Here is a 24,954-nt window from a genome sequence, read left to right on the forward strand (position 1 = left end):
CGTCTTCGCCGAGATGGTAATCTCGGCAGCATCAGAAGACATCAATCAAAGAAATTCGATTGATGGCCTGCCATGGTTTGAACCAGGAGGCTCCTGTCGAGAAAGAGGTTTCGCATCTCGCAGCTCGTTTCCGCGATGAGCAGACATCCGTGACAAGCTGCGCCGTGAGTCGCCCGATCTCCGCTTCGACCATCGGGTTCATGGTCCGCGCAAACCGGGTCGTTCGAACAGATCAGAAGCCGATCGAGCGCGCTTCGCAGAATGCTGGAGAAGCGCGATCCAGCCGCAACAAGTCCGCCCAACGTGCCCTGCGCGCCGGGGGTGGCCGTGTAGATCAGGATTCCGCATTTGAGGGGAGCGCCGCCATTGCGAGCGTCGCTGAGCGCGTAGATGCGTTCCTTCAACGAACTCGCGGGATATCCGCTGTCGAGGGCGATTTCAGCCATCAGCACATGCGAGAGACTGTGCAGCAGCGTATAGGCCATTCCCGGATAGTTCGGAGCCCGTCCGGAAAACCTGGTCCGCCAATGACCATAACCGCGGAGCAGGCCTGCCTGGCGCTTGACGACATCGGGTGCCTGGAGCCAACGGTTTACGGCCTGCTCGTCGATGTGGATGAACAGCCCTTCGCCAAACTGTTCGATGGCCGGCAGCCAGTCGGCTCCGCGCGAGATCGGCGCCCCGCGAACAGCCAGTTGGATGTCCTCGATGTCGCCGTCGGAACTCGTGGGCGCGGCTTCAAATCGCGTGAAGCCGTACAGGCTCGACACCTCTCTCAGGCGATGAACGGCGACGAGGTTCTTTATGGCCGACGTGTTGACATCGACGCCCGGGTCAACCCATGCCGTTCGAGGGAGCGTCTCCGCATAGAGCTTCGCCGTCGGGTGATTTTGCCCGATCTGTTGGCGGCCGCTTGCGAATACGTCGAATTCGGACACCTTGGGAGACCGGGACGCGTCGGCCCTTACTCCCTCTCTAAGCCGCTTGAGACGCTCGAAAATCTCGATATCCGGATAAGCACCGAGTGAGACGGAGACCTTCGGATTGAAGCGTTTGGCCTGGGCGACGTCCTCGATCGTCTGGACGTTCGCCAAGTCTCCCGACAATTCGTCGACCAGACGGGTCAAATCGTCCTCTTCGCTCGGCAACGAAATGACCGTGTAGACCTGAGGGAAATAGGTGTTCGTGGCCGTCCGCGTGAGAAGCTTCAGGTTGTCCCCGCACCCGTCAGGATCCCGATCGAGCAGCCAAGGCCGCTCGCCGCGGCATTTTCCTAGCCGTCCTGGTTGGAAGGCATCCTGAAGCGAAAGGCGGCGATCGCAACCGCATACCACGCTGGTATCCGCAGGGTCGGCGCTGGTGCCTTTCTCCTCGACCCACAGCGGTTCCTGGCATTGAACCGCCCCATGCACGACCCATCGCCAGTCGATGTCCTGCAAATGTCCCTTTTCACAGGCGCAGACAAACCGAATCGGAGTCACTTCCGATTTTCGACCGTCGTCGAAAACGAACCTGCGCCTTCCCCTTGTGTCGAGGTCCTGCCAGCGCACGAGTCGCCGTCTTCGAAGCGTTCCGGTCGTCGCGGTCGATGCCTCGACCTGTTCGCAGACGAACCATGTTGGAAAAACCGGCGCCGTAACCCCGGCCGGAATTCCACTCGCGTTGTCGCCGGAGACCGGCGGTGTGCGCAGTGACAGGTTGATATTTGGCTCCAGCCGCCCCTGATCCTTCAAGAGCTGCTCGAGCCGGGCGGTCAGGCGCGGTTCGGGGATCGTCGTAAAAGAGTTGGCCCACATGTCCCAGAATTCGAGACCCGTCACCACCACGGACCTGGTTGGCAGGTCGATCATGGCGCCGGGACCGAAGGTCGAGATCAGTTGGCTCAGCCGTTGCACGTTCTTGGTCATGCGAGATCGTCCGCGTTTGCGATCTGGTTACCCCAGAGATCCCGGACCTTGAGCGCGACGCTGGGTTCCACATCCCGCATGGACCGCCCAGCGACAAAGCGCCGATGATTTTCCGTGAGGTTGGCCAAGTCGGGCTCGAGCGGCATATGCAAAAGGCGATGAGGGCTTTTCCTTTGCGCATAAGCGAAGGTGTTGCCTCCTGCGGCCTGATCGTCGGCGGTCGAAATCCACGCGTCGGCGATGGCGTCTATCGCCGCCGCCAGTGCGGTGCTGCCGCCCGCGATCATATGCGCCGGAGCTCGGGCAACAATCGCATCGCGGACGGTGTCGCGCACTGCCGGATTATCCTTGAAGGCGATGACAGCCGTCTCGGGCGTCAGCGCTGGATCGACATGACGTGCCGCCGCGACGACGACAGCCGCGAGGGCGCGGTCCAGCGCGCGAGCGGCCCAGGGCGTCACGCTCGTGGCTTCGACCGATCGATAGAAGGTTCGGTGAAACTGACCGAATTGCTCGAAGTGCATGCGGTCGCGAGGCTTGTGAAGGTTCAGTACCGCGACGACCAATCCCGGACGCGAGGGATCGCGCCCCACGCGGCTGGTAGCCTGGATGTATTCTGCAGCCGTCTTCGGTTGTCCCTGGACGATCATGAGACCAAGGCGCGTGATGTCGAGGCCGACGGAGATCATGTTCGTGGCCAGGGCGACATCCACGGGATCTGTTCCGTTTCCGAACCGTGTTTCGAGCCGCTGCTTGGCCTTGGCGACCTCATCCGTCGACACGCGTGAGGTCAGCTCCAGAGGCTCCTTGATGAGCCGATCCGCAAATGGGTTTCCGGGAGGGGCGACCCGGTACCGCTGGGTTCCGTAGCGGGCCGCTCGATCCCGAACCTCGTCTTCGACGATCCGACGCGCGCCGCCCAGCTCTCGCAGCGCGTTGAAATAGCAAACCGCCGTCATGTACGGATCGACGGGATTGGCGCTTCCACCGACGACAGGGGCGTTAGCCTTGAACTCAGACTGCGCCGCCGCGAGCAGGGTCGTGAGAGACCGCAGGAAGACGAGCTTCGGTCCCCGCCCCTGGGCCGCGATGCCCATGTACATCCGGGCTGGATCCTTCGTTGCCGGCACAGTCCGTGCGAAAAAGCTGTCAGAACGATCTACGCCGGGCGGCGGGAAGATGCTGGTGATCCGGCGGTCGAAGAGGGCTTCGATCTGGTCCGTGGCCCTGCGAACCGTCGCGGTCGAAGCCACGATCTTCGGCCGTACGACTCGCTCGCCGGCTCGACGGGACGCCAATTGGTCGATCGCTGCTTCGTAGAGCCCCGCGACCGTTCCGAGCGGACCGGAAATGAGGTGAAGCTCGTCCTGGATGATCAGGTCTGGCGGGTCGAGCGACCAGCCATTGCCCAAGGGCCGCCCCTCGCCAGGTTCAGCCGCACCGTAGAACCCAACGCCATCCTCGAAGCGATCGACATGACCGAAGAAGGCGCCAGTCTCGCCGACCCAGGGCAAGGCCGCGAACTTGTCCACCGTCGCGATCAGAAATGCGGGCAAACGCCGATAGATCGGCTCATCGACCGTGAGGACCGGAAGCGGTCGGTTGCGACTGAAGTCGCAATTCGCATTGGCGCAGCGGATCTCGAGGTTCGTTGGCGCGTGCTCGTTGGGCATGCAGGCGAAGGACGACGGCGTGAACTCCGTGCTACACCATGGGCATGCTTTCAGCGGCGCCGGTGCGCGCTTGTCGCGACCGTTCCGGAAACGCCGCACGCGACCGACCGCTGTGGTTTCGTCCGACTTGCCACGTCCCCCGAGCCTGTTCGGCGACGCATCGGAACCCACCCACAAGCCGATTTCGATCGGCCAATCGCCAAGCGTACGGCGGCCTTGCTCGTCGGTGTTGGTCGGATCGGTGCGCATCAATTCGAGGGCGCACACCACGCCGGCGGCACGGGTCAACTGATCGAGCGTGAGCAGCCGCAGCGTGTAGCGCATGATGACGGCCACACCGGCTCCAAGCACGCCCCCACTCGTCAGTCGCCGGTAGGCGATGACGAAGGCAGCGAGGCCTAGATAGGCTTCCGTCTTGCCCCCGCCCGTGGGGAAGAAGAGGAGATCGGCGATTTCCCGGTCGGGGTGAGCCCGATCAGCCAGCCCCGAGATGTTGAGCAGGATGAAGGCAAGCTGGAAAGGCCGCCACTCTGGCGCAGACACAGACAGAGGATCGCCGGAAGCGCCAGCCGTTCGCCGACGCGCAGCCATGGCGACGGCCAGATTCATGAAGCGGAACGCCGCCCGCGCCTTCGCATTCTGCGCAAGCAGCTGAATGCCATCGGCGATGCGATTCTTCGCCGTCTCCATCTCGGAGATCAGGCGCTCGCCCGTTTCCCGCCGACGCTGGGGCAAAGACACCAGCTTGTGGCGTTCCGCATCGATCCAGAGCGTGTAAAGCTTCGGAAGCTCGGTGAGCGCCTGCACCAGAGCAGCGCCGCCGGTATCGGCAGCTTGCGCCAGCGCCTCCATGCCGAACGTCACCCGCGCTTTCAGCTCAGCATCCTCGTTAGGCGCGACACGCTCGACTTCGGCTGTCGGCAACGGGTCGGTCCAGACCCGCGTGACTGGACCGTTCTCGTTGGTCTCCCAGCCCGCGGCCGCGTTACGCCCCACAGCCCACTCGAAGACGTCGCGGTAGTGAAGGTCCGCGATCCGCAGATCCCAATCCTGCGCGCGGTATCCTGACAGATCGCGACGCGGCCGGAAGCCTTGCTCGCAATGGAGTTCGAGTCGCGCCTGAAAGGCGTAGCTGACGTCGGAGTAGAACCGATGCACCGTCGCGCGGCGGTTCACCAGGAATACGGTCAGCGCCCGAACCTGCTCGGTATGGCCTTCCGGCGTCTCGTAGCTGAACAGCCGAGAATGTGTTTCCAACGTCAGCCCGCCGCCGCGGCGTTGCTCAGCAGCGCTTTCGGGGACAAGCACGGGCTCGCCTCGACCATCCCGGATTTGCAGCCGGACGGTCCGCTCCTTGGGGGTCCGAACCCAATCCACTATCGGCCGTGTTGCCCGCTTCGGCTTCCCGTCCTCACCGATTTCCTCGGGAAGCGGCTCCGGCAGCAGGACCGTCTCCGGCAGTGGAGGTTCCGTCCGGTAGTCGCCCCAGGAAACGCGAGCCTCGATCTCCTTGACATCGTGCGACAGCAGCACCGTCAGTCCGACGGACGACGGAAGAAACCGGCGCCTGGTGTTCGGCGTCTCCGGCTCCTCATTGTCGCCGGCCGCCCCTCCGGCGCCGTCGGCATCCGACTCCTCGACGTCAATCTCCATCTCCTCCTGGGCCGATGGATCGTCGTTATCATCCTCGCCTTCGAGGCCGAGCGGATCCTCAGCCGGCGCAAGGAAGCCGGTCAGATACCAGCGCGAGGGGCTCTCGTTCAGCCGCTCGTTCGCAAGATCGGCATCCTGCGGATCGGGACCGATGAGATCGCGGCGGAACAGATCGACGAGGTGGGCGCGAATATCGACTGAGCTTGTCATGTTCGGCCCGCTCCTTCCGAAAGGACGAGCTCGCCAAGAGTCTTCTCCAGCCACTTGCTCGTGTACGGCAGCTTCAGAGGCACTTTCGGCCGGTAGCCTGCTTCTTCGAGAAGCCGCTCAAGCGCGACGAGCCGGTCGCGATGGCCGAGCCGGACGCCGAAGCGCAGGCTGGCCTTGTCCGGCCCGCACAGGATCCAGCCGTCGGTCCGTGTCAGGGCGTGCGCCCAGAGCGAGCGTTCGCCGATGTCCAGCGCGATGTCGGGTGCTCTAACGACCGCCGCTGCGATCTCGCGGTCTCCGGGTGCATGAATCGCCTTCAGCGATGCGCGCAGGACTGCCGCATCAATCTGCTGCTCCGCTCTCCGCCGCTGGAAGCCCGTCTGGGTTTCGATCACGCAGTCCTCCACCGTCTCGACCGGATAGCCGCCGGTGAGCGCCGCCCATGCCCCGATCCGGTGGGATTCGAGAATGACGTTGGTATCGACCAGAACTTGCCCGCGGTGCCGCGCCATGGCCGCCTCATAGCTCGGCCGGGGGCTCGACCCCGTGCGCAACGAAGAGGTCCGTCAGATCCTCGACGGTGAGATCGAGCAGGCTGGCGGCGCGACGGGTGGATATCCGGCCTTCGTCGACCGCGAGGCCGATCACCTCCATGAAAGGCTTCGAGAAAAGAAGCGGCGGAACGGCCTTGGGCGCTTCGCGCCCGACGTGTCCGTTGTTCCGCAATGCCGCGTCGGAGATCGCGCGTGCGCGCGCTGGCTTCAGCCAGTCGAGCGCGACCAACCGCCATTTCAGCGCGGAAGCCGTGACCAGCAATTCATCGGCGACGGCATTGAGCCTCGCGATGAGGCCGTCGTCTGCAAGCTCTGCCCATTCGCCATAGCGGGCGAGCACGGCCTTCGGCATTAGCACCGCCGACGCGAAATTGTTGGCGAGCTGCTCGACGCGGTTGCCGCCGGTTTCCCGGGCTTCTTCCGAGTGCTCCGGCGGCATCGCATCCCAGGTGAGGATGTGGAACAGCTCGTGTGCCAGGTCGAAGTGGCGCCGGCCTACTACTTCGTGGCGATTGATCAGCACGACGTCCAGCTCCGGCAGACGACAGGCGGCGCCCGAGATTCCCTCGAAGGCGTCGACCATGAGCACGAGAATTCCGAGTTCGCGCTCCATTACCTCGGCCAAGCGCCGCGCCGGCACGTCACCAAGATCGAACTCGGCCGCGAAGCGCTCGCCCGCCTCCATCGCGTCCTCGAAGCGCGAATGACGCGTCAGGCCGAGGGCGCGGCGCAGCAATGGGCTCGCGCGGCCGACCTGGGGGGCGATCGACCGGAATGCTGCAATCCATCGGCCCGCATTGCGCTCATAGGCGCCGAGAACAACCGAGCCGACATTGGTCTGCCGCCAGGAAAAGCGGCCTTCGCCGACCAGCAGAAAGGGATCGGTGAAATAGTCGAGCGGCGCCCCGAGCTTCTCGACGGCAAGCAAAAGCTCATCCGCCGTGACGCGGCGCTCCCCGGTCTCGATGGCGGAGACGGTCTGCCGGTCCTTGAAGCCGAAGACGCGCGCAAGATCGTCCTGGGAGAGGTTGCGTTCCTCCCGCAGAGCCTTGATCCGCGCGCCAATGAGTTGCGTCGCCATGGGAACCTCCACGGCATGGATATAATCTTGCGAATGAGATATTGCAAGATTATATTGCGAATAGAGACCTAAGCCGTCTGGGCTGCTTCGTCGATCCGCGCCGTCCCCGCTTCCTTCTCGAAATAGCGGTTCCCGCCGCTCAACGCCTTGCAGAAGAGGTCGGCAAGGACGCCTCCCATCCGGCGCATGTCGGCATCGAAAAGGTCGAGCGTCAGTTTGCGCGTCGCACCCCGCTCGGCTTCGAAGACGATATGGAAACCGGCAAGCAGCGTCTTTCCGGTGCGTGGCGACACTTTGTGCATGGGGCGGATCGTCCGGCCGTCACCGTGCGCGAGCGCATCGCGGAGCCATTTGAAGAAGTCTTCCGCCGTCATGGCCTCGAAGTCTCTGTTGACCGGCCGCTGAGGGTTGGCCGGCTCGTCATCGCCATAGACCAAGGCGATCCGGGGCGTCACCAGCGTGAGGTCCCAGGGCGCTTGCGTGATTAGCCTCCCGCGCATCGCTTCGCGGACATCATGCGCGCGACGGTCGGCCGGATCGTCCCAGTCGCGCCGCAGGCCACGATTCCCCGCCACCCATGCCCGGTTCTTGGTCCACAGCAACACGCTGCTGAAGAGTGCAAAGCTCTGCGTCACGTTGAACGTCGTCTTCGGTGGCTCGTCCATCATCGCTTTCAGGCGATTCACAATCGCCCATTCGACGTGCTCGTCAGAGATGCCCCCCATGCGAGAATCCTATTCCGAAGTTAGGGCCAGATGGCCTTCGACAATCTTTTCCAGGCGTGAACTTCTGCTCCGGATCGTCTCGCAGCCGACGTTTTGTCCACACCCCGAATGGTCGTCAGACGTATTGAGCTGACAGTTGTGCCGATTGCGCTGCGTACCAGACGGGTGATTGATGCCCGGGAGCACGCGCCCGGAGTCGATAACCCCACGGGTGGCCAGTTCGGCGAGAGCCGTTGCAGGAACGGATCCAAATGGAATCAGCCACGCAGTCCGGAACTGGGCTATCTCCGTTTCGAAATGTTCGGCGGCCAAGCGTCGCAAAAGCGGCTCGGAAAACGCGGCATCCCCGCCGCTGAAATCGAACCAGCCTGTCTCATTCGAGCTGTTCCGCTTCTTCTTGGTTTGCCAGTGCAGGACGGGATAGCGCAGCAGAGAGGTGTAGTGCGCCCGGCGGCTGGCGCCTCCAAAAAGCTCGGCGGAATCGTCCAGCCCGAAAAGCCTGTGCAGGTTGAACCGGTTCATCAGCTGGGCTGCAATTCGGCGCATCTCGCCATCGAACGATGCGGCTTGCTTGGCGATCCTCGCAGCCTCCGCGGGTGGCAAGCCTGCGCGAAGCGCACCGCGGAGCGACTTCAGCGCCGATTTCGCCTGCGACCTCCCGGGGGTTATCCCGATCAGCACGATATCCGCCTCATCGTTGATCCAATCGAACGGGGCGTAGAAATGGCCGAACTTGCCCTTCACCTCTGGTGAAAAACCCGAATCTTCGAGCACGTCACCCCCATCGATCAGTCGGTCGATGACGTCATCGCCAAGAGTGAACAGACGCGGTGCTATTCGCTCGATCTTGTCCAGGTATGAAGGCGAGATGGTCACGCGGCTTCCCCTTCGTCATCCCGATCCTCACCGTCGTCCACGGCCAGGCCGGCGGCGCGCTCGGCTTCGGCGCGTTCGGCGTTGAGGGCGAGGAGGCGGGCGAGGACTTCGTCGCGGAAATCGGAAGGCCAGAACAGGCGGCCCTGATAGGTGTGGTCGTCCTCGTTGGACTCATCGAGGAAGACCGGCGCTGCGCGTTCGGCGAGATCGCGCCAGCCATAGGCTTCGAGCACCGCACGATCCATCGCAGCATGCAGCTCGCGCAGGCGCACGATGTCTGTGGCGGTTTCGCTCCGGTCGTGGAAGCGATTGTAAGTCTTGGTCATGCCCTCATTGCGGGCGACCATCAATGCTGCGCGATGGTCGTGGTAGACGCAGCCAGTAGTTTCAAGGGTACAAGAGGCTTCAAAACCAAGCGGGAAAGGAAAGTTTCTCATGCAGTCCGTCGGGGCGTAGTTAACGTCATCCTTCAACGACGACGTAAAGTATCTTGCCCAACACTCGTGAGTTCTGCTGCTCAAGACAGAAAGAGCAGAGTCCACATCAAAAGGAAAGACAACAACTTTATCGCTATAAATCATAGTTGAAGGCAAGAAAGTGAAGCTTATATGTGGGCTCACCCGAGCCAGTGCCAAAACTCGACGCAGATCTCTAATTGCTGGATAAAGAGCGGCCCGTCTCTCTCCGAACCTCCACCAGTACCTTCTATAAATTTCTCTCTTGTCCAGTTTGCGGGCTGGCCTAACTCTCTCTTCGACAAGAGACATCAAATCTGGCCACTTCGTTCGAACTGTATCCTCAGAAAAATCGTCAAAGTCTATTACGTAGCGATGGTGAGAGTGAGTGGGGCTATTATTGATTTCTTCACCACCGATATATGGAAATATCCGATCAGAGTTTCTGGGATTCTTAGCAACGAGCATCGCCATATCGGTCAAAGTGGCTGTTGAACCGGGCGACGACTGGTCATCAAAAGTAAAACCTATTCCAAGTATTTTGGTGCCTTCGAACGACTTTCCACTGTTCGCCGCTAGCCGCGCCGGTGCGCGGTCGAGATCCCCCTCGACTAGATAAGCCGAGATGCGTCGCACTTGCCGGCCATCGATGATCGGAGAGCGGACGACGCCTCTGACGACATGGACTACACTCACCACAACCGCGGCTTCGCCTGGCCATTTCAGCCGCCGGGTCGCCCGCGCGATGGCACCACCTTGGCCGATGATTGCGGCGAGGCCGGTGTCGCGGGTGTCGCCTTGGCCGATCGTGTTCGTCGCAATCAGGCCCGAGACACCGCCTTGCCGCAGCAGCCCGAATGCGCGTCGGAAAAAGTGCGCTACCAGATCAGCATTGCCATGCGCACCGATATGAAGCGTTTGAAGCCATGGCAGATAGTTCTTCCGGTTTCCCGCGATGATCGTGTTCTTGCCGGCAAACGGCGGATTGCCGACGATCGCATCGAACCCCGCATTGTCCCGCCCAAAAACTTCGGGGAACTCGACGGTCCAATGAAACGGCGTCAGCGGATGCTCGCCGACGTGTAGGCTTTCAGCGGCGACCGTGAGTTCATTCCACTTTGTCGACCCAATACCAGTAACCCAGCTTTCGACCGTGGCGCGGCGCTTCTCGCGCGCCTTCGGCTTGTCATCCGCAAAGAAGGCGGAAAGCATCGCGTCGCCGAGCACGCGCACATGCTCCACGCGGCTTTCCACGAACTTGTGCTTCTGCTCCAGGATGGCGCGCAACGTATGATCGGGCGCCGACCGGATTTCGGCGCGCGCCTTCGTCGCTTCGGCCACGCGATCCGCCACGAATTGGCGGAACAGCGGCAGCCCAGGTTTCGACGTGTCCCAGTGCATCGCCGCGATCTGCGCCGCGTCGAGCCCCACGAGGCTGTCGCCGCATTTCAGCGCATGATCGAGGAAGGTGAACTCGTGATCCTTGGCCAGCGTCGCAAGCCACAGCGAAAGCTTCGCCAGATCGACGGCACGCGGGTTCTTGTCCACCCCGTAGAGGCAGCGTTGCGCGACAAGGCGGCGGGCGTGCAACTCCTCGTCTTCATCGGCCGGAATGACCGGCCGCGTCTCGGGCCAGCGCACCCACGCCGCCACCAGCCGGGTCGCGATGGCGCGGCAGGCCTCGACCAGAAAGGCGCCCGAGCCCATCGCCGGGTCGCAAACCTTGAGATCGAGAATCTGCTCCGGCGTCGCATCCGGCCCCAGCCGCTCGAAGGCCGGCTCGAGCGCATGAGCGACGATCGGCTGGGTGAGGCTCCGGGGCGTATAGTGGCTGCCAGTGCGGCGACGCTCGCCGGTCGGTTGGAGGATCGGCGTCCCGGCCGGCGCCATGGCATGGCGCGGCGATCCGCGCTCATCCACCATGCTCTCGAAGGCGGCGGCCAGGTCCTCGACGCTCTTCGCCGCTTCGACAGGCTTCGCCTGCGCGGCCGTGAGCGAGCGGCCGACATTCTCCTTCAGGTCCTTGATCCTGTCCTTGCCCTTGCGGGCCAGCAGCTCGTCGAGCGCCACGAACACCGGCGTGCGGTTGTTCTTGCCGGCCTTGATCGCGAGCACGCTGCTCCTGGCCACCTCGACGGTGAAGCCCATCACCGTCTCGTAAACCGAGCCGATCTGCTCGACGTCCAGCGTGCGGTAGGACAGCCGTTGGCGCTCCTGACCGCGTAGTTTGAGGGTCATCAGCCCTTCGAGGATGCGCAGGATGCAGCCGTCCGAGACGTTCAGGATGCGGGGCTGGTCATCCTTGGCCTTGCGGCCTTCCAGAAAGGAGAACTCGTCCGGATCGAACAGCTTGCCGCCGCGCGCCTGCACGAAGTGCGATGGATGCCCCTTGTGGATCAGCCGGAAGAGCGCAAGCAATTGCCCCCAGCCGCCGCGTCGCTCATCCATAGTGTCGGGGTTGAGCGCGGCATCCTCGGCGAGCCTCGCGTAAAGGCCCCGGACCGAGTAGCTGGTCTCGTAGATCGTCCGCGCACGGGCGTCGGCGCGCGACGGCAGCAGATCGCGATCCTCGGCGTAGAGGATGAAGACCAGCCGCATAAGGACGGTGAGCAGCCCCTCATAGAGGTGGCCGGGGCTCGAGTGCGCCAATTCCCGGATCAGATCGGCATCGGCCGTGTCGAGGCCGCGCAGCAGCTCGTGCAGCGCGCCGAGGACCTGACCGGCGAGCTCGGTCGAGACCGACGCCTGGGCGTCGCGGCTCTTCTTCAGGAGTGCCGGAAGGCGGTGCGTGTCAGCGGCCGTGAACAGAGACGAGCTATCGAGGAGAAGCTTCAACCCGCCCAGCATCGGTCGCCCGGCCACCATGCCGAGCGGGCGCAGCGGGAAGGACAGATAGCCCGATGTCTCGCCGCGTGGGGCATAGACGAGACGCAGCTCCCGGTCAGTGATCAGCACGCCGGCGAATACACCGGTGTCTCTCAGCAGGCGCTCGAAGCGTTGATGCGGCGAGGCTTCCCAACCATCGAGCTGGGCTCGGCCATCCGGTTCGATGCTCGCCGCTTCGATGCGGACGAGAAGCTGCCACGGCTGGCCAGTCTGGCCGAGTTCGGCCACTGCCCATGTAGGCGCCAGCGTTGTCCCATGCTCGGGCAGGCTCACCAGCAGGGTGTCCGGCAGTTCCGGTCCGCCTGGCGCTCCTGCAACATGGGCGGCGTTCCAGCCGAGCACCTTCTCCATGAAGACCCAAGGGTCGGGCAGCGCCGGCCCGGGCACATCCGGATTGAGGTACTCGGCGGCCTCGGCCGTATCGATTGGGCTCTGATGCAGCGGCGTCAGGCCCAGTTCCTTGAGAACGCTCGGCGCAACGACCAGCCCGACCGGCTGGACGTGATCGAGCCATTCGATGTCAGGGTCGCGGTAGAGAACGTCAGCCATCGCGCTCACCCCGACACCGGCCAGAGATAGACGATGCCGACCGGCTCCAGCCGGTGAGCCTTGACGTCATAGGAGTCGCGCAGACGCTTCGGCTCGTCGCGAAGCTCCTGTTCAAGACGCGAGAGGCGCGTTTGCCAGTGCCGCCGGTCGGCTTCGCGCTCTCGTCGTTCCTCGGGTACGAGGTCGAGGGTGAGTTGCTCCGGATTGAACTCCTGGGACGCCTTGGCGATGCGTTTCTGCTGCTGCTCCAGCAGGCTCGCCAAGGATCGCGCCTCCTCCTCTCCCCGCTTGGCAAGCTGGGCCTTGACCTCGCCAAGGCGCTCGTTCGCGATTGCTTCGAGCGCCGGGGTCAGGTCGGCGATGTCCTGGGCGACGAGCGACTGAATCCTTGCAACTACCGAAGCGGGAGCCTCGCGCGCGTCGCGCAACGCCTCCTCGAGCTGGTTCAGCGTTCGTTCTTCGCCGCTCTCTCCCAGTGCTCGGAGCGGCTTTCTGCCCCGTTCGGATTCCGTCCAGATGGCCGTGATCGGGATGATCTCCTCATGCAGCCGCGCCGCGCCGGCGCCATAGACGGCCAGGCGGCCCATCAGCACGACGCGCGGCTGAGCGCCGGGACCGGTGATGACCGAGAGCCGAGACAGATTTGACTGGAACCCCTGACTCAGAAAGCGGGAAATCAGACGCCGGACCAGGCGATGCTCCAGATGCACTTGCACGACATCGGTGGCGTCGCGACCGTCGCCGAGAACCGGAGGCTCGAACGCGATAGACCGGATCGGAGCGTTGCGCCGCCAATCGCCGAGGCGCTCGCCGCGCTTGCGCGGCCGAACCCGCAGATCATCGAAGGCGTCATCCCACCCGGCGTCCCTGGAGAAGGCAGGATCGGACGGGTCCAGTCGATAGGTGACGGTCCTGCCGACGCTCTCGCCGCGCGCACTATTGAGGGCGAAGCCTGCCCGCGACAACGCCGCGGCAGCGACCCGCTCAAGATCGTCGGGATCGACGCCGACCCTTTCCCGGGAGCGTTCGAGGATACGCCTCAGGTCGTCCTGTTCCTTCAAAAGACGCTCGTGACGGACCTTCTCCTCATCGTCCATTTCGGACTGGGCCTTGCCGAGCCGCTCCGTGTCGTTCTCATCGGAGATTGCGCGAGCGAGCGCCTTCCCCTGTCCACGCGCGATACCGTCTTCGGCCAGCCGTTTGGCAATGCGATCTTCGATGACCTGGCCGACGGAGCCGAGTTCCTCGCGAATGGTCTCGGTCTTCCAGACCAGCGCATCGAGAACAATGTCCGCCTCGCGCTGCTCGTATCGGAAATAGCGGCAGAAGGCCTGCTTCGCAGGCTGGAGCTTGCGATCGATGCGGCCGTTCCGCTGCTCCAGGCGTGATGGATTCCACGGCAGATCGAAATGCAGGAGATCCGAGCAGTAGGATTGAAGGTTGATGCCCTCCCGTGCTGCGTCGGTGCAGATCAGAATCCGCAGGGGCTCACTATCGGGATCGGCGTTGAAGGCGTGCTTGATCTGCTCGCGGCGATCCGCCCCCGTGGCACCGCTGAAGACGCCAATCCGATCGTCAATGCGATCGGTATCGGCCAGCCCTTCCCGCAACCGCCTTTCCAGCCAGCGCCTCGTATCCTCCCACTCGGTGAAGATGATCAGCCGGCGCCGATTCCACTGTTGGCCGTCCAACATAGACTTGCGGATCCACTCAACCAGCCAGCTCACGCGCGCGTCAGGCCGCGCGGCATGCTTTTCGGCCAGCGCGAGCATCTCGTCGACAACCGCCAGTTCGGCGCGCAGGTCCTCCAGCGTGGCGTCGACGACGCCGGCCGCGGAAGCGGTGGCCGCTTCCGCTTCTTCGTCGGCGGCCATGGCTTTTTCGGCATCTTCCTCTTCCAGGCCCAGCTCGGCGTTGTCCTCCGGTGTCGGTGCGGCCACGAACGCGGTCGCGGCGGCCGTCGCGCGCGCGACCTCTTCGCCATCCAGCACCTTTTGCAGGGTGACGCGGTGGGTCTTCAGCGTTCGAGCGAATGCGGCGATCGATGACAGAAGCCTCTGCTGAAGGCCGACAAAGGCCAGTTTGGCGAGTGCCGCCTTCTGACTGCTGAGCTTCGCGATGCGATTCATGCGCAGCTCGCCATAGGCGGCGAGCAGCCGTGCAAGCGCCAGTTCGGGAGCATCCTCCGGCAGGCCGTCGATCGAGATCGGCTCGACGACCCGTTCCGGGAACGCCTCGCCGAGACGGCGGAGATCGGCCTTCAACCGGCGCACCATGACCGGCTCGAGATCGCGCGGCCGGACCTCGACACCACGCGTGAATCGCTGCGGGTCGAGCATCTCGAGGAGGGCGGAGAAGCTGTTGGAGTGCCCATTATGGGGCGTGGCGGTCAGGAACAGCCGATGCTCGAAGCGTTCCGCGAGTTCCCTGACCGCTTTCGTGAGCTGACTGGAAACGGCGTATTGCGTGCCCGCCGACGGAGCGGCGTGGTGGGCCTCGTCCAGGATGAACAGGGCCCGCGCACGAAACTCCCCGAGGACATCGCGCAGGCCCGCGGCGTAGGTCTCGTCGGTCAACAGGCGATGCGACACGATAAAGCGCGAACCCGTGGTCCACGGATTTACTGAGAACCCCCGTAAGCGCCGCAGTTCGCTGATGCGGTCCCTGTCTACGATCTCGAACGAAAGGCCGAACTTCGCCTCCAACTCATCTTTCCACTGCACCGTCATCGCCGGCGGCGCCGAGATCACGATGAAGTCCACTCGGCGTCTGAGCAGGAGTTCCCGTGCGACAAGACCCGCTTCGATCGTCTTGCCGAGACCGACATCGTCGGCGATCAGCAGGTTGACCCGCGGCAGACGCAGCGCCTTGCGCAGAGGGAGAAGCTGATAGGCGTCGAGCCTGATTCCCGCGCGGAACGGTGCCTGCAGCAAATCCCGATCGGCAGCCGTCGCCGATCGCCATCTGACCGCTCGGATATGCGCAGCCAGAACGTCAGCGCTGTCTGGACTGCCGACGCCGACACTTGTCCATCGATCCTCGTCGAGGATCCTCTTACCGATCTCGGCATCCCATAGAACCTCGAGCTGTTCGCCTTGGGCATCGTCAGAAATGCAGGACAAGCTTAGTGCGGGAAGGCCGCCATCCTCGCCGGTCAATTCTTCCACAAGCCACGGTTTACCCCGCACTTCGACGAAGGTGCCTGGCTGAATGTTCGAGTGCGCCCTGCCGCCGTTCATTCCATGCCCCGCTCGATCAGTCTTACTGCTTTTGCCCGGCCCATCACGCTCAGCCCCACAAGCTCGACAACGGCACCGCTGCTAGCTTGTCGCCGAACGGCACGACATCGGTGCTGTCATAGAGGACGGCGCCGAAGGCGAAGCGGTCCCCACAAGCTTCGGCCAAAGCCCGGAGGCCTCCGAAGTCACCGGCCCTGACCGTGGCGCTCGCCTTGACCTCGATCCCTGCGATCATGCCGTCATTGCGCTCCAGCACGATGTCCACCTCGCTCATGTCCCGATCGCGGAAATGGTGGGGCGCCAGCCGAAGGTCCGAGGCCGTCATCAGCTTCAGCACTTCGGAGAACACGAAGCTCTCCAGCAATGCGCCGAACGTGCCGCGATCCGCCTTCACCCGATCGAAGGTCAATCCCCGCACGGCTGCCAGCAGGCCGGAATCGAGGAAATGCAGTTTTGGCGTCTTGACGATCCGCTTCAACGCGCTGGTGAACCACGGCTGCAACGTCGCGATCAGGAACACCTGTTCGAGCAGCCCCACATAACGCTGCCCCGTCTTGTGGCTGACGTTGATGCCGGCCCCGAACTGCGAATAGTTGACCAACTGGCCGGAATGCTCGGCCAGCAGCCGCACGAATCTGGGAAGCTCGGTCAGCTTCTCCACATCGGCGATGTCCCGCAGATCACGCGTGAGGATCGCCGTGAGATAGGAACGTAGCCAGTCCTGCCGCCGCCGTTCGCTCTCGCGGCTGATCACTTCGGGGAAGCCACCGAGCAGGACGAGCCGGACCAGATCATCGCCGACGAGCACGTCACGCTGGCTCCGTAGCGTTCCCTCGAAGAGGCGCTCCAGAAAGGTCGGCGTCCGGCCTTCGACTTCGGCCCTCGCCAGCGGCAGCATCCGGATGGTCTCCATCCGGCCGGCGAGGCTGTCGGCGACCCGCGGCAGGGTTAGGACATTCGCCGAGCCGGTGAGCAGGAACCGGCCCGGACGATAATCTTCGTCGACCGTCTTCTTGATCGCCAGCAGAAGGTCGGGCGCGCGCTGGATCTCGTCGATGATGGCGAGGTCCAGGCCACGGATGAAGCCGACCGGATCGGATCTGGCGGCCTCGAGCACCGTGTGATCGTCGAGCGTGATATACGTGCGGCCGGCTTCCGCCATCTTTCTGACGAGCGTGGTCTTGCCGGCCCGGCGAGGTCCCACGATCAGGACCACCGGTGTATCGACAAGAGCCTCCTCGGCCCGCCGCTCCACGAACCGTGCGAACATGCCATCCCCGAATGACGGACTATCGGAACTATTCATGTCGGCTGATTGGAAGTCAACAATCCGCTGATTGGAATTCCGTCTGCCGCGATCTGGAAATGCGAGAGGGGAAGTCCCTTCACTCGGTCGAGTCGGGAGTCCTCGCAGCACCCTGCGGGAGGAGAGGGCGGCCGGAATGTCCGGGACGGGTCGATGGCCTGGAGAGGAACTCACCGTGACCTGAAGGTCCGGCAGTCAGGCGCGTCCCGGCGAAGTTCTCGGCCGCGATGCCGGTGCACAGCGCGGCCCATTCGCAGCCGGTGCAGGCGGTGCGCGTGGTGCCGGCGGTGAAGTTGGCGCGCAGGGTGGCGATCCCCGAGGCATCGAGGCGGAGGGAACTGCCGGGGGCGAGGGGGAGTTGCAGGATGGCGCCGGTGGCAGCCAGGGCATCGGCGTCGCGCCGGGCGGCGCTGGCCTTGAAGCAATGCGGCTCGGCCTCGCCGAGCAGCGGCGCGCAGACATCGTCGGGACCGGCGACAAGGAGGATGTCCTCGCCGGCGCCGATCCGCGTGACGATACGGTCGAAGGTCTCGATGAAGGCAGGGGTGTAGCCCCTGCCGGCATAGGTCAGCATGCAGAGCAGGTGGTGGCCCCGCAGCCGGACCGTCATGCGCTGCGGCGGCCGCGGCGCGCGGCTTCGACGGCGGCGACGGCGAGGGCCGACTTCAGCACCGAGCCGAACAGGAAGGGCGTGACGCCCTTGGTGACGGCGATCTCGGCGCCGAACAGATACCAGAGCCAGGCGGCGCCGAGGGCGAAGATGACGACGTGGCCGAGCACCATGGCAAGGGCGGACAGGGCGAGGTTGCCGCTGGTCCAGCGCCGCTCGGCCAGCCAGCCGACCAGGGCGGCGGCAAGGACGAAGCCGGCGAGATAGCCGAAGGTGGTGTGGACCATGTAGAGGGTCTTGAACTCGGCCAGCACCGGCAGGCCGATCGCCGCTTCGCCGAGCCAGGCCAGCACGGTCAGGGCGCCGAGGCGCCAGCCATAGAGCGCGCCGATGGCGAGCACCGCGAAGGTCTGCATGGTCATCGGCACCGGCACCATCGGGATGGTGATCCAGGACGAAATCGCCAGGAGCAGCGTGCCGGCCAGCACCGCCACCGCCTTGTGAAGCAGGGGTTGGCCGTCGAGGCGCAGGGGGACGAAGGCTTGGGTAGCGGCGGACGCCATGGAAATTCTCCGATGCAGGACAGACGCGAGTCCGGATGCGACCCTGTCATGTCGGCGCGACGACGTCCAGATGCACGAGCCCGCTGCCCGGCGCCTTTCCCGGGTGGACGGCGATGAAACCCGCCGGCCCCTTGTCGTCGCGGCCGGAGCGCCGCGCGGCCGGGCCCGGAGCAGGGCCGCCCCCGTTGCCCGCGCGACGGCGACTACAGGATGAAGTCGCTCGCCAGAACCGCCGCGATATGCTCGACCTTGACCGAGAAATCGGCCGAGCCGTCGCCGTCGATGTCGCCATAGACGTAGCTGTTGCCGTTCAGCGTCTGGAAGCGCAATTCGCCGGCGTGATGGCTGAAGGCGGCGGTACCGATGAACTCGAAGGCCTGGTCGCCCGCCACGGTGGTGGCGGCATCGATGGCGTGCAGGTCGATCCTGTCGCCCTGGGCGCGGTTGAAGTCGAGGATGATGTCGCGGCCGGTGGCCGAGGCCGGGCTCTCCGACGCGGCGTTGAAGACGAACAGGTCGGCGCCCAGCCCGCCGGTCAGGCGGTCGGCGCCGGCTCCGCCGATCAAGATGTCGTTGCCGCCCCGGCCGTCAAGGCCGTCGCTGCCCGCGGCGCCCTTCAGGGTGTTGGCGCCGGCGTTGCCGTAGAGGTGGTTGTTGAGGGCGTTGCCGGTTCCGGCGATGTCGGCGGCGCCGACCAGCACCAGATCTTCGACCTCGCCCTTGCAATGGATGGGGTCCGACAGGCGGAAATTGATCGAGGCGTACACCTTGTCGGCGATGCCGGTGGCGCCGGTTTCGTCGACGATGTCGCTGTTGTTGTCGACGTAGTAGGTGTCGCTGTCGTTACCTCCGGCCATCTTGTCGGCGCCGGTGCCGCCGCTCAGCTGATCGGCGCCCCAGCTTCCCACGAGCGTGTCGTTGCCGGCGCCGCCCCAGAGAGTGTCGCTGCCAAGTCCTCCGGCGAGCATGTCGTTGCCGCTATCGCCGTACAGTGTGTCTCTGTCCGTTCCCCCGACGATCCAGTCGTCGCCGTCGCCGCCATAGACGATGTTGCCGTAGTCGCGGGTTTCGAACTTCGGGTCGGCTTCCTCCGGACCGGCATAAATGGTGTCGTTGCCGGCGCCACCGAAGATGATGTCCGCCACCCGGTCCCCGTCGCGCTTGTCGATCATGTCATCGTCGGGGCTTCCGGACGTGAACATCCGGTGGATGTCGTGGCCGGCGTCGACGATGCCGATGTCGGTGACGATCGCCCCCTGGTAACGGCCGTTGACCGCACTGATCGTATAGTGGTCCGTCGGACTATCAAGGTTGGTCGCGGCGATGAAGTAGGATCCCGTCGTCGTCGCGGTGAATGTCAGGGAGGCGAGTTCATCGCTGACGCTGTTGCCCTGGGCAAGCTCGGTTCCATCGGCGGCGAGCAGGCTCAGGCTCAGGTCTATGGTCGATGTCCAGTTGTCGGTGGCGAAGAAGCGGTAGGTTTCCCCCGCGACCAGGTCGAGCCTGATCCAGTCGACATCCCCTGGTCTCTCGAAGGTGCCGGAGTAGGACGCGACGGTCCCAAGATCACCTTGGAATGTGGCTTTCGTGGTGGCATTGCCAGGAATGTCGACCATGACGGAGCCTCGCGCTTGTCGGACATGTTCACCCCTGGAGTGGGGCCAGCCGGTGCCATTATCAATGACGTACCGTCATGTGCAAGCGGCAATTCCGTGATCATTGCCGTCGGCATGCGCGCGGCAGTGATGCCGGAGGCGGAGCGGGGCGCCTACAGGACGAAATCTCCCGCCTGGAGCGATGTCAGGCCCTCGACCTTGATGGAGAAGTCGGCGGCGCCGTCGCCATTGAGGTCGCCGTAGAGATAGAGATTTCCGTTCACCGCCTGGTAGCGCAGCTCGCCGGCGTGGTGGGTGAAGGCGCTGCTGCCGAGGAACTTGAAGGCCTGGTTGCCGACGGTCGCACTGTTGGCGTCGATCTCCTTCAGGTCGATCCTGTCGCCCTGGGCGTGGCTGAAATCGAGGATGGTGTCGCGGCCCGAGGCCGTCGTCGTGCTGTCCGACACGGCGGTGAAGACGAACCGGTCGGCACCGAGCCCGCCGGTCAGCTTGTCGGCGCCGGCCCCGCCGACCAGGACATCGTTGCCGCCCCGGCCGTCGAGGCTGTCATTGCCGTCCACGCCCTTCAGCGTGTTGGCGCCGCCGTTGCCGAACAGCCGATTGGCGAGGGCATTGCCGGTGCCGTCCAGATCCGCGCTGCCGAACAGGACGAGATCCTCGACCCTGCCCCTGACGGTGGCGGACTCGGCCAGCGAGAAGCTGACGGAGGCGTAGACCTTGTCGATGCCGGAAGCGAGCCAGCCGCCGCCGAGGGTTTCGTCGACGACATCGCCGATATTGTCGACATAGTAGATGTCGCTGAGGTCGCCGCCGGCCATGGTGTCGGCGCCGGTGCCGCCGCTGAGGGAGTCGCGGCCGTAGCCGCCGCTGAGCGCATCGTTGCCGGCGCCACCCCAGAGCATGTCGTCTCCGACGCCGCCGAAGATCCTGTCGTGGCCATTGTCGCCATACAGGACGTCGTTCTGGTAAGCGCCGTGGATTTCATCGTCGCCGTCCCCGCCATAGGCGGTGTTGTCGGCGTCGCGGTAGCCCCATTTGCGGTCGAGGTCGTCCAGGCCGACATAGATCGTGTCGTTGCCGGCGCCGCCGAAGATCACGTCCGCCGTCAGGTCGGTCTGAAGATCGTTGACGCCGGATGTCCAGTCGATGACATCGTCGCCCGGTCCGCCGGAGGTGAAGCGCTGGCCGCCGGTGGCCCCGGCCTGGCCGGCCTCGAGGAAGCCGTCGACGTAGATGGCGCCGCCGAAGCGGGCATCGATGACGTCGACGGTGTACTGCCCCCGCGCGCCGTCGACGTCGTTGACGGCCGCATAATAGGTGCCGGTCGTCGGCGCGGTGAAGCTGAAATAGGAGTTCTGCTCGCTGGCGCTGTTATCGTCCCCGGCCAACTCCAGGCCGTTGGCATCGTACAGGCGCAGGAAGGTGTCGCCGCTGACGCCCGGAGCCGTCTCGTCGTTGGCATAGAAACGATAGGTCTGTCCCCCGATCAGATCGACCTTGATCCAGTCGCTGTCCCCCGTCGTCTCGAAGACGCCGGAATAGGACGCGCCGGTGAGCAGGTCGCCGCGGACGGCGGCTGTCGTGGAGGCATTGTTCGGGAGGTCGGCCATGGCAGGGGCTCCAGGTCATCTCCGACGCAGCTTAAGGCCGGCGGCCGGGCCGGCGCAACCGATAATGACGCAACGTCATTCGTGGAGCCCGGACAGGACCGGCACCTCCCGTGCATCGCATGGCAGGTGCCGGCCGGCGCGCCCTAAAGCACGAAGTCCGCCGCCTGGAGAGAGGCCACGCCCTCCACCCTCACCGAGAAGTCGGCGGCGCCGTCGCCGTTGACGTCGCCGTAAACGTAGAGGCTGCCGTTCACTGCCTGGCAGCGCAACTCGCCGGCATGATCGGTGAAGGCTCCCGAGCCGAGGAACTTGAAGGCCTGGTTGCCGGTGGTGGCGCTGTTGGCGTCGATCTCCTTGAGGTCGATCCTGTCGCCCTGGGCGTGGCTGAAATCGAGGATGGTGTCGCGGCTCGCGGCCGTGCTGTCCGACACCGCGGTGAAGGTGAACCGGTCGGCACCGAGCCCGCCGGTCAGCTTGTCGGCGCCGGCCCCGCCGACCAGGATATCGTTGCCGCCGCGGCCGTCGAGACTGTCATTGCCCGCAAGGCCGGCCAGCCTATTGGCGCCGCCGTTGCCGAAGATCTGGTTGGCGACCTCGTTGCCGGTACCGTCGAGTGCCTGGGAGCCGATGAGGACGAGGTTCTCGACCGTGCCCTTGCAATGGGCGGGGTCGGACAGGCTGAAGCTGACCGACGCATAGACCTTGTCGAGGCCGCTGGGGAAGGAGCCCGTTTCGTCGACGATGTCGCCGATATTGTCGACATAGTAGGTGTCGTTGCCGGCATTGCCGGCCATCGTGTCGGCGCCGGTGCCGCCCCTCAGCACATCGTTGCCGGCGACGCCCAAGAGGGTGTCGTCGCCGGCGTCGCCCCGGAGCACGCAACCGTAGAGACTGCCGTAGACAATATCGTTCCCTGCCCCGCCATGCAGGGTGTCGCCCCTGTAGCCGCCGTAGATGATGTCGGCACCATCCCCGCCATAGACCGTGTTCGGAGCGTCATACCCCCCTGAGTGCGGATCCGTGCCGGAAAAACCGGCATTGATCTCGTCATTGCCGGCGCCACCAAAGATAATGTCGCCATACCAATCGATCTGATAGTCGTAGTAAATATGATCGTCTCCCGCGGTGCCGGACGTGAAGCGTTCTCCCGTGGAGCCGACATTGATCGTCTCTCCATCGACGATCACCATGCCATCAAAATTGCTGCTGACGACGTCGACGATATACTGGGCCACAGCATTTCCGACGTCGTTGACGCCGACGAAATAGGTGCCGCTCGCCGTGGCGGTGAAGCTGAGATAGGCGTTCTGCCCGCTGCCGCTGTTGTCGTCGGCGGCGAGCTCCACTCCGGCGGCGTCGAACAGGCGGAGATAGGCGTCGCCGCTCGCGCCGCCCGCGATTTCGTCCCGGGCGAGGATGCGATACGTGGTGCCGGCGACCAGATCGAGCCTGATCCAGTCGCTGTCTCCCGGCCGCTCGAAGGTGCCCGAATAGGATGCGACGTTTTGCACATCGCCCAGGAAGGTGGCGGTCGTCGTGGCGTTGCCTGGAAGGTCAGCCATGTGGAGAATTCCCCTGCGATCTTGCCTGCCGTACGATAGTGCCGGTAGCCATCTCTGCATAGGAGCAGATGGGCCGGACTCGTCGGCGTGCGACGGGGCGGAATGATGCGTTCCGGCGAATGCGGGACAGCTGCCGACGCGCCGGCCTTCCTCCGCCTGCGAAGGAGGATTGCGGGCGCGATGCGGCGCCTGCCGTCTTTCAATGCCTGCCCGCTCCGCTTAGAAGGGTTCGCATCCGTCTTGGCCAGGTCCGATCGTCATGCCCTATCCCCACGTCCCGCTGTTCCCGCTCGGCAAGGATGAGACACCGTTCCGCAAATTGACATCGGAGGGCGTGCGCGTCGAAACGCTCGGCGCGCGCGAGATGCTGGTGGTGGACGGGGAGGCGATGCGGCACCTTGCCGAGCAGGCCTTCATCGACATCAACCATCTGCTGCGGCCCGGGCACCTGGCGCAGCTGCGCAAGATCCTCGACGACCCGGAGGCGACGGACAATGACCGCTTCGTCGCCTACGACCTGCTGAAGAACGCCAATATCGCCGCCGGTGGCGTGCTGCCGATGTGCCAGGATACCGGCACCGCCATCGTCATGGGCAAGAAGGGCCGCTTCGTGTGGACCGACGGCGAGGACGAGGGCGCCATCGCCCAGGGCATCCGCGATGCCTACGAGAAGAAGAACCTGCGTTATTCGCAGCTCGCCCCGCTGGCGATGTTCGAGGAGAAGAACACCAGGACCAACCTGCCGGCGCAGATCGAGATCAGCGCCGAGGGCGACGAGGCCTACAAGTTCCTGTTCGTCGCCAAGGGCGGCGGCTCGGCCAACAAGACCTTCCTCTACCAGGCGACGCCCTCGATCCTGACGCGCGAGCGCATGCTCGCCTTCCTGAAGGAGAAGATCCTGACGCTGGGCACCGCGGCCTGCCCGCCCTACCACCTCGCCGTGGTCATTGGCGGCACCTCGGCCGAACTGACGCTGAAGGCGGTGAAGCTGGCCTCGGCCCGCTACCTCGACACGTTGCCGACGCAGGGCTCCGAGCTCGGCCATGCCTTCCGCGACCTGGAGATGGAGGCCGAGGTGCACAAGCTGACCCAGGCGCTCGGGGTCGGCGCCCAGTTCGGCGGCAAGTATTTCTGCCACGACGTCCGGGTCATCCGCTTGCCGCGCCACGGCGCCAGCCTGCCGATCGGCCTCGGCGTCTCCTGCTCGGCCGATCGCCAGGCGCTGGGCAAGATCACCCGCGAGGGCGTGTTCCTGGAGGAACTGGAGCACAACCCGGCCCGCTTCCTGCCGGAGATCGACGAGACCAAGCTCGGCGGCGAGGTGGTGCGCATCGACCTCACCCGGCCGATGCCGGAGATCCTGTCGGCCTTGTCGCGGAATCCGATCCGCACCCGCGTCTCGCTCACCGGCCCGATGATCGTCGCCCGCGACCTTGCCCATGCCAAGCTGCGTGAGCGCCTGGAGGCGGGGGGAGGGCTGCCCGACTACATCAAGAACCACCCGGTCTATTATGCCGGCCCGGCGAAGACCCCGGCGGGCTACGCCTCCGGCTCCTTCGGCCCGACCACCGCCGGGCGCATGGACGCCTATGTCGACCAGTTCCAGGCGGCCGGGGGCTCGATGGTGATGCTGGCCAAGGGCAACCGCTCGCGCGAGGTGCGCGAGGCCTGCGCCAAGCATGGCGGCTTCTACCTCGGCTCGATCGGCGGCCCGGCGGCGCGCCTGGCCCGGGACTGCATCCGCAAGGTCGAGGTGCTGGAATATCCCGAGCTCGGCATGGAAGCCGTCTGGCGCATCGAGGTGGAGGATTTCCCGGCCTTCATCGTCGTCGACGACAAGGGCAACGACTTCTTCAAGGAGCTCAACCTCGGCTGACCG

Annotated in this window: 14 protein-coding genes and 1 pseudogene; 1 reads left to right on the plus strand and 14 read right to left on the minus strand. The window is 64.7% G+C overall.

The annotated features are described in order from the left end of the window. Positions 1 to 41: 41 nt before the first annotated feature. The 14 genes and pseudogenes from drmB to AC27L4_RS29335 all read right to left on the minus strand — a co-directional run bounded on the left by drmB (position 42) and on the right by AC27L4_RS29335 (position 23,075). The gene (drmB, locus tag AC27L4_RS29270) at positions 42 to 1,907 is read right to left on the minus strand and encodes a DrmB family protein (protein WP_487146150.1); all 1,866 of its coding nucleotides are present in this window, start codon (positions 1,905 to 1,907) and stop codon (positions 42 to 44) included. Next, a complete protein-coding gene (gene drmA, locus AC27L4_RS29275) occupies positions 1,904 to 5,443 on the minus strand; it encodes a DISARM system helicase DrmA (protein ID WP_487146151.1) in 3,540 nt (1,179 codons plus the stop codon). Before drmA ends, drmB begins: the two co-directional genes overlap by 4 nt. Then, the gene (locus AC27L4_RS29280) at positions 5,440 to 5,955 is read right to left on the minus strand and encodes a hypothetical protein (RefSeq protein WP_487146152.1); all 516 of its coding nucleotides are present in this window, start codon (positions 5,953 to 5,955) and stop codon (positions 5,440 to 5,442) included. The genes drmA and AC27L4_RS29280 overlap by 4 nt, the downstream gene beginning before the upstream one ends. 7 nt (positions 5,956 to 5,962) lie before the next feature. Next, positions 5,963 to 7,078: a helix-turn-helix domain-containing protein gene (locus AC27L4_RS29285; RefSeq protein ID WP_487146153.1), complete on the minus strand. Its 1,116-nt coding sequence runs from the start codon at positions 7,076 to 7,078 to the stop codon at positions 5,963 to 5,965. 68 nt (positions 7,079 to 7,146) lie between these two features. Then, on the minus strand, positions 7,147 to 7,803 hold the full coding sequence (locus tag AC27L4_RS29290; RefSeq protein WP_487146155.1) for a hypothetical protein: 657 nt from the start codon (positions 7,801 to 7,803) through the stop codon (positions 7,147 to 7,149). A 9-nt stretch (positions 7,804 to 7,812) separates the two neighbouring features. Continuing rightward, positions 7,813 to 8,679, minus strand: coding sequence for a hypothetical protein (locus AC27L4_RS29295; protein WP_487146157.1), 867 nt, complete (start codon positions 8,677 to 8,679; stop codon positions 7,813 to 7,815). Further along, positions 8,676 to 12,569: an Eco57I restriction-modification methylase domain-containing protein gene (locus AC27L4_RS29300; protein WP_487146158.1), complete on the minus strand. Its 3,894-nt coding sequence runs from the start codon at positions 12,567 to 12,569 to the stop codon at positions 8,676 to 8,678. The genes AC27L4_RS29295 and AC27L4_RS29300 overlap by 4 nt, the downstream gene beginning before the upstream one ends. A 5-nt stretch (positions 12,570 to 12,574) precedes the next feature. After that, complete coding sequence (gene drmD / locus AC27L4_RS29305; RefSeq protein WP_487146159.1) at positions 12,575 to 15,808, minus strand: DISARM system SNF2-like helicase DrmD; 3,234 nt, start codon at positions 15,806 to 15,808, stop codon at positions 12,575 to 12,577. Positions 15,809 to 15,857: 49 nt separating this feature from the next. Beyond that, the gene (locus tag AC27L4_RS29310) at positions 15,858 to 17,078 is read right to left on the minus strand and encodes an ATP-binding protein (protein ID WP_487146160.1); all 1,221 of its coding nucleotides are present in this window, start codon (positions 17,076 to 17,078) and stop codon (positions 15,858 to 15,860) included. A 223-nt stretch (positions 17,079 to 17,301) separates the two neighbouring features. Then, a pseudogene (locus AC27L4_RS29315) lies at positions 17,302 to 17,724 on the minus strand (DUF1284 domain-containing protein); the annotation flags it as partial. Continuing rightward, the gene (locus AC27L4_RS29320) at positions 17,721 to 18,287 is read right to left on the minus strand and encodes a biotin transporter BioY (protein WP_487146161.1); all 567 of its coding nucleotides are present in this window, start codon (positions 18,285 to 18,287) and stop codon (positions 17,721 to 17,723) included. The pseudogene AC27L4_RS29315 and the gene AC27L4_RS29320, both read right to left, overlap by 4 nt. Before the next feature lie 203 nt (positions 18,288 to 18,490). Beyond that, positions 18,491 to 19,903 (minus strand): calcium-binding protein, encoded by a 1,413-nt coding sequence (locus AC27L4_RS29325; protein ID WP_487146162.1) that lies wholly within the window; start codon positions 19,901 to 19,903, stop codon positions 18,491 to 18,493. A gap of 152 nt (positions 19,904 to 20,055) precedes the next feature. Next, entirely contained in the window at positions 20,056 to 21,513 is a 1,458-nt protein-coding gene (locus AC27L4_RS29330) for a pre-peptidase C-terminal domain-containing protein (RefSeq protein WP_487146163.1), read from the minus strand. Positions 21,514 to 21,656: 143 nt separating this feature from the next. Further along, positions 21,657 to 23,075: a M10 family metallopeptidase C-terminal domain-containing protein gene (locus AC27L4_RS29335; protein WP_487146164.1), complete on the minus strand. Its 1,419-nt coding sequence runs from the start codon at positions 23,073 to 23,075 to the stop codon at positions 21,657 to 21,659. Positions 23,076 to 23,334: 259 nt separating this feature from the next. On the opposite strand from AC27L4_RS29335, the gene AC27L4_RS29340 reads away from it, so the two are divergent. Further along, positions 23,335 to 24,951 carry a fumarate hydratase gene (locus AC27L4_RS29340; protein WP_487146165.1) on the plus strand — a complete coding sequence of 539 codons (1,617 nt, stop codon included), beginning with the start codon at positions 23,335 to 23,337 and terminating at the stop codon, positions 24,949 to 24,951. The last annotated feature ends 3 nt before the right edge of the window (positions 24,952 to 24,954 follow it).

The organism is Labrys sp. Lb11, assembly GCF_057554225.1.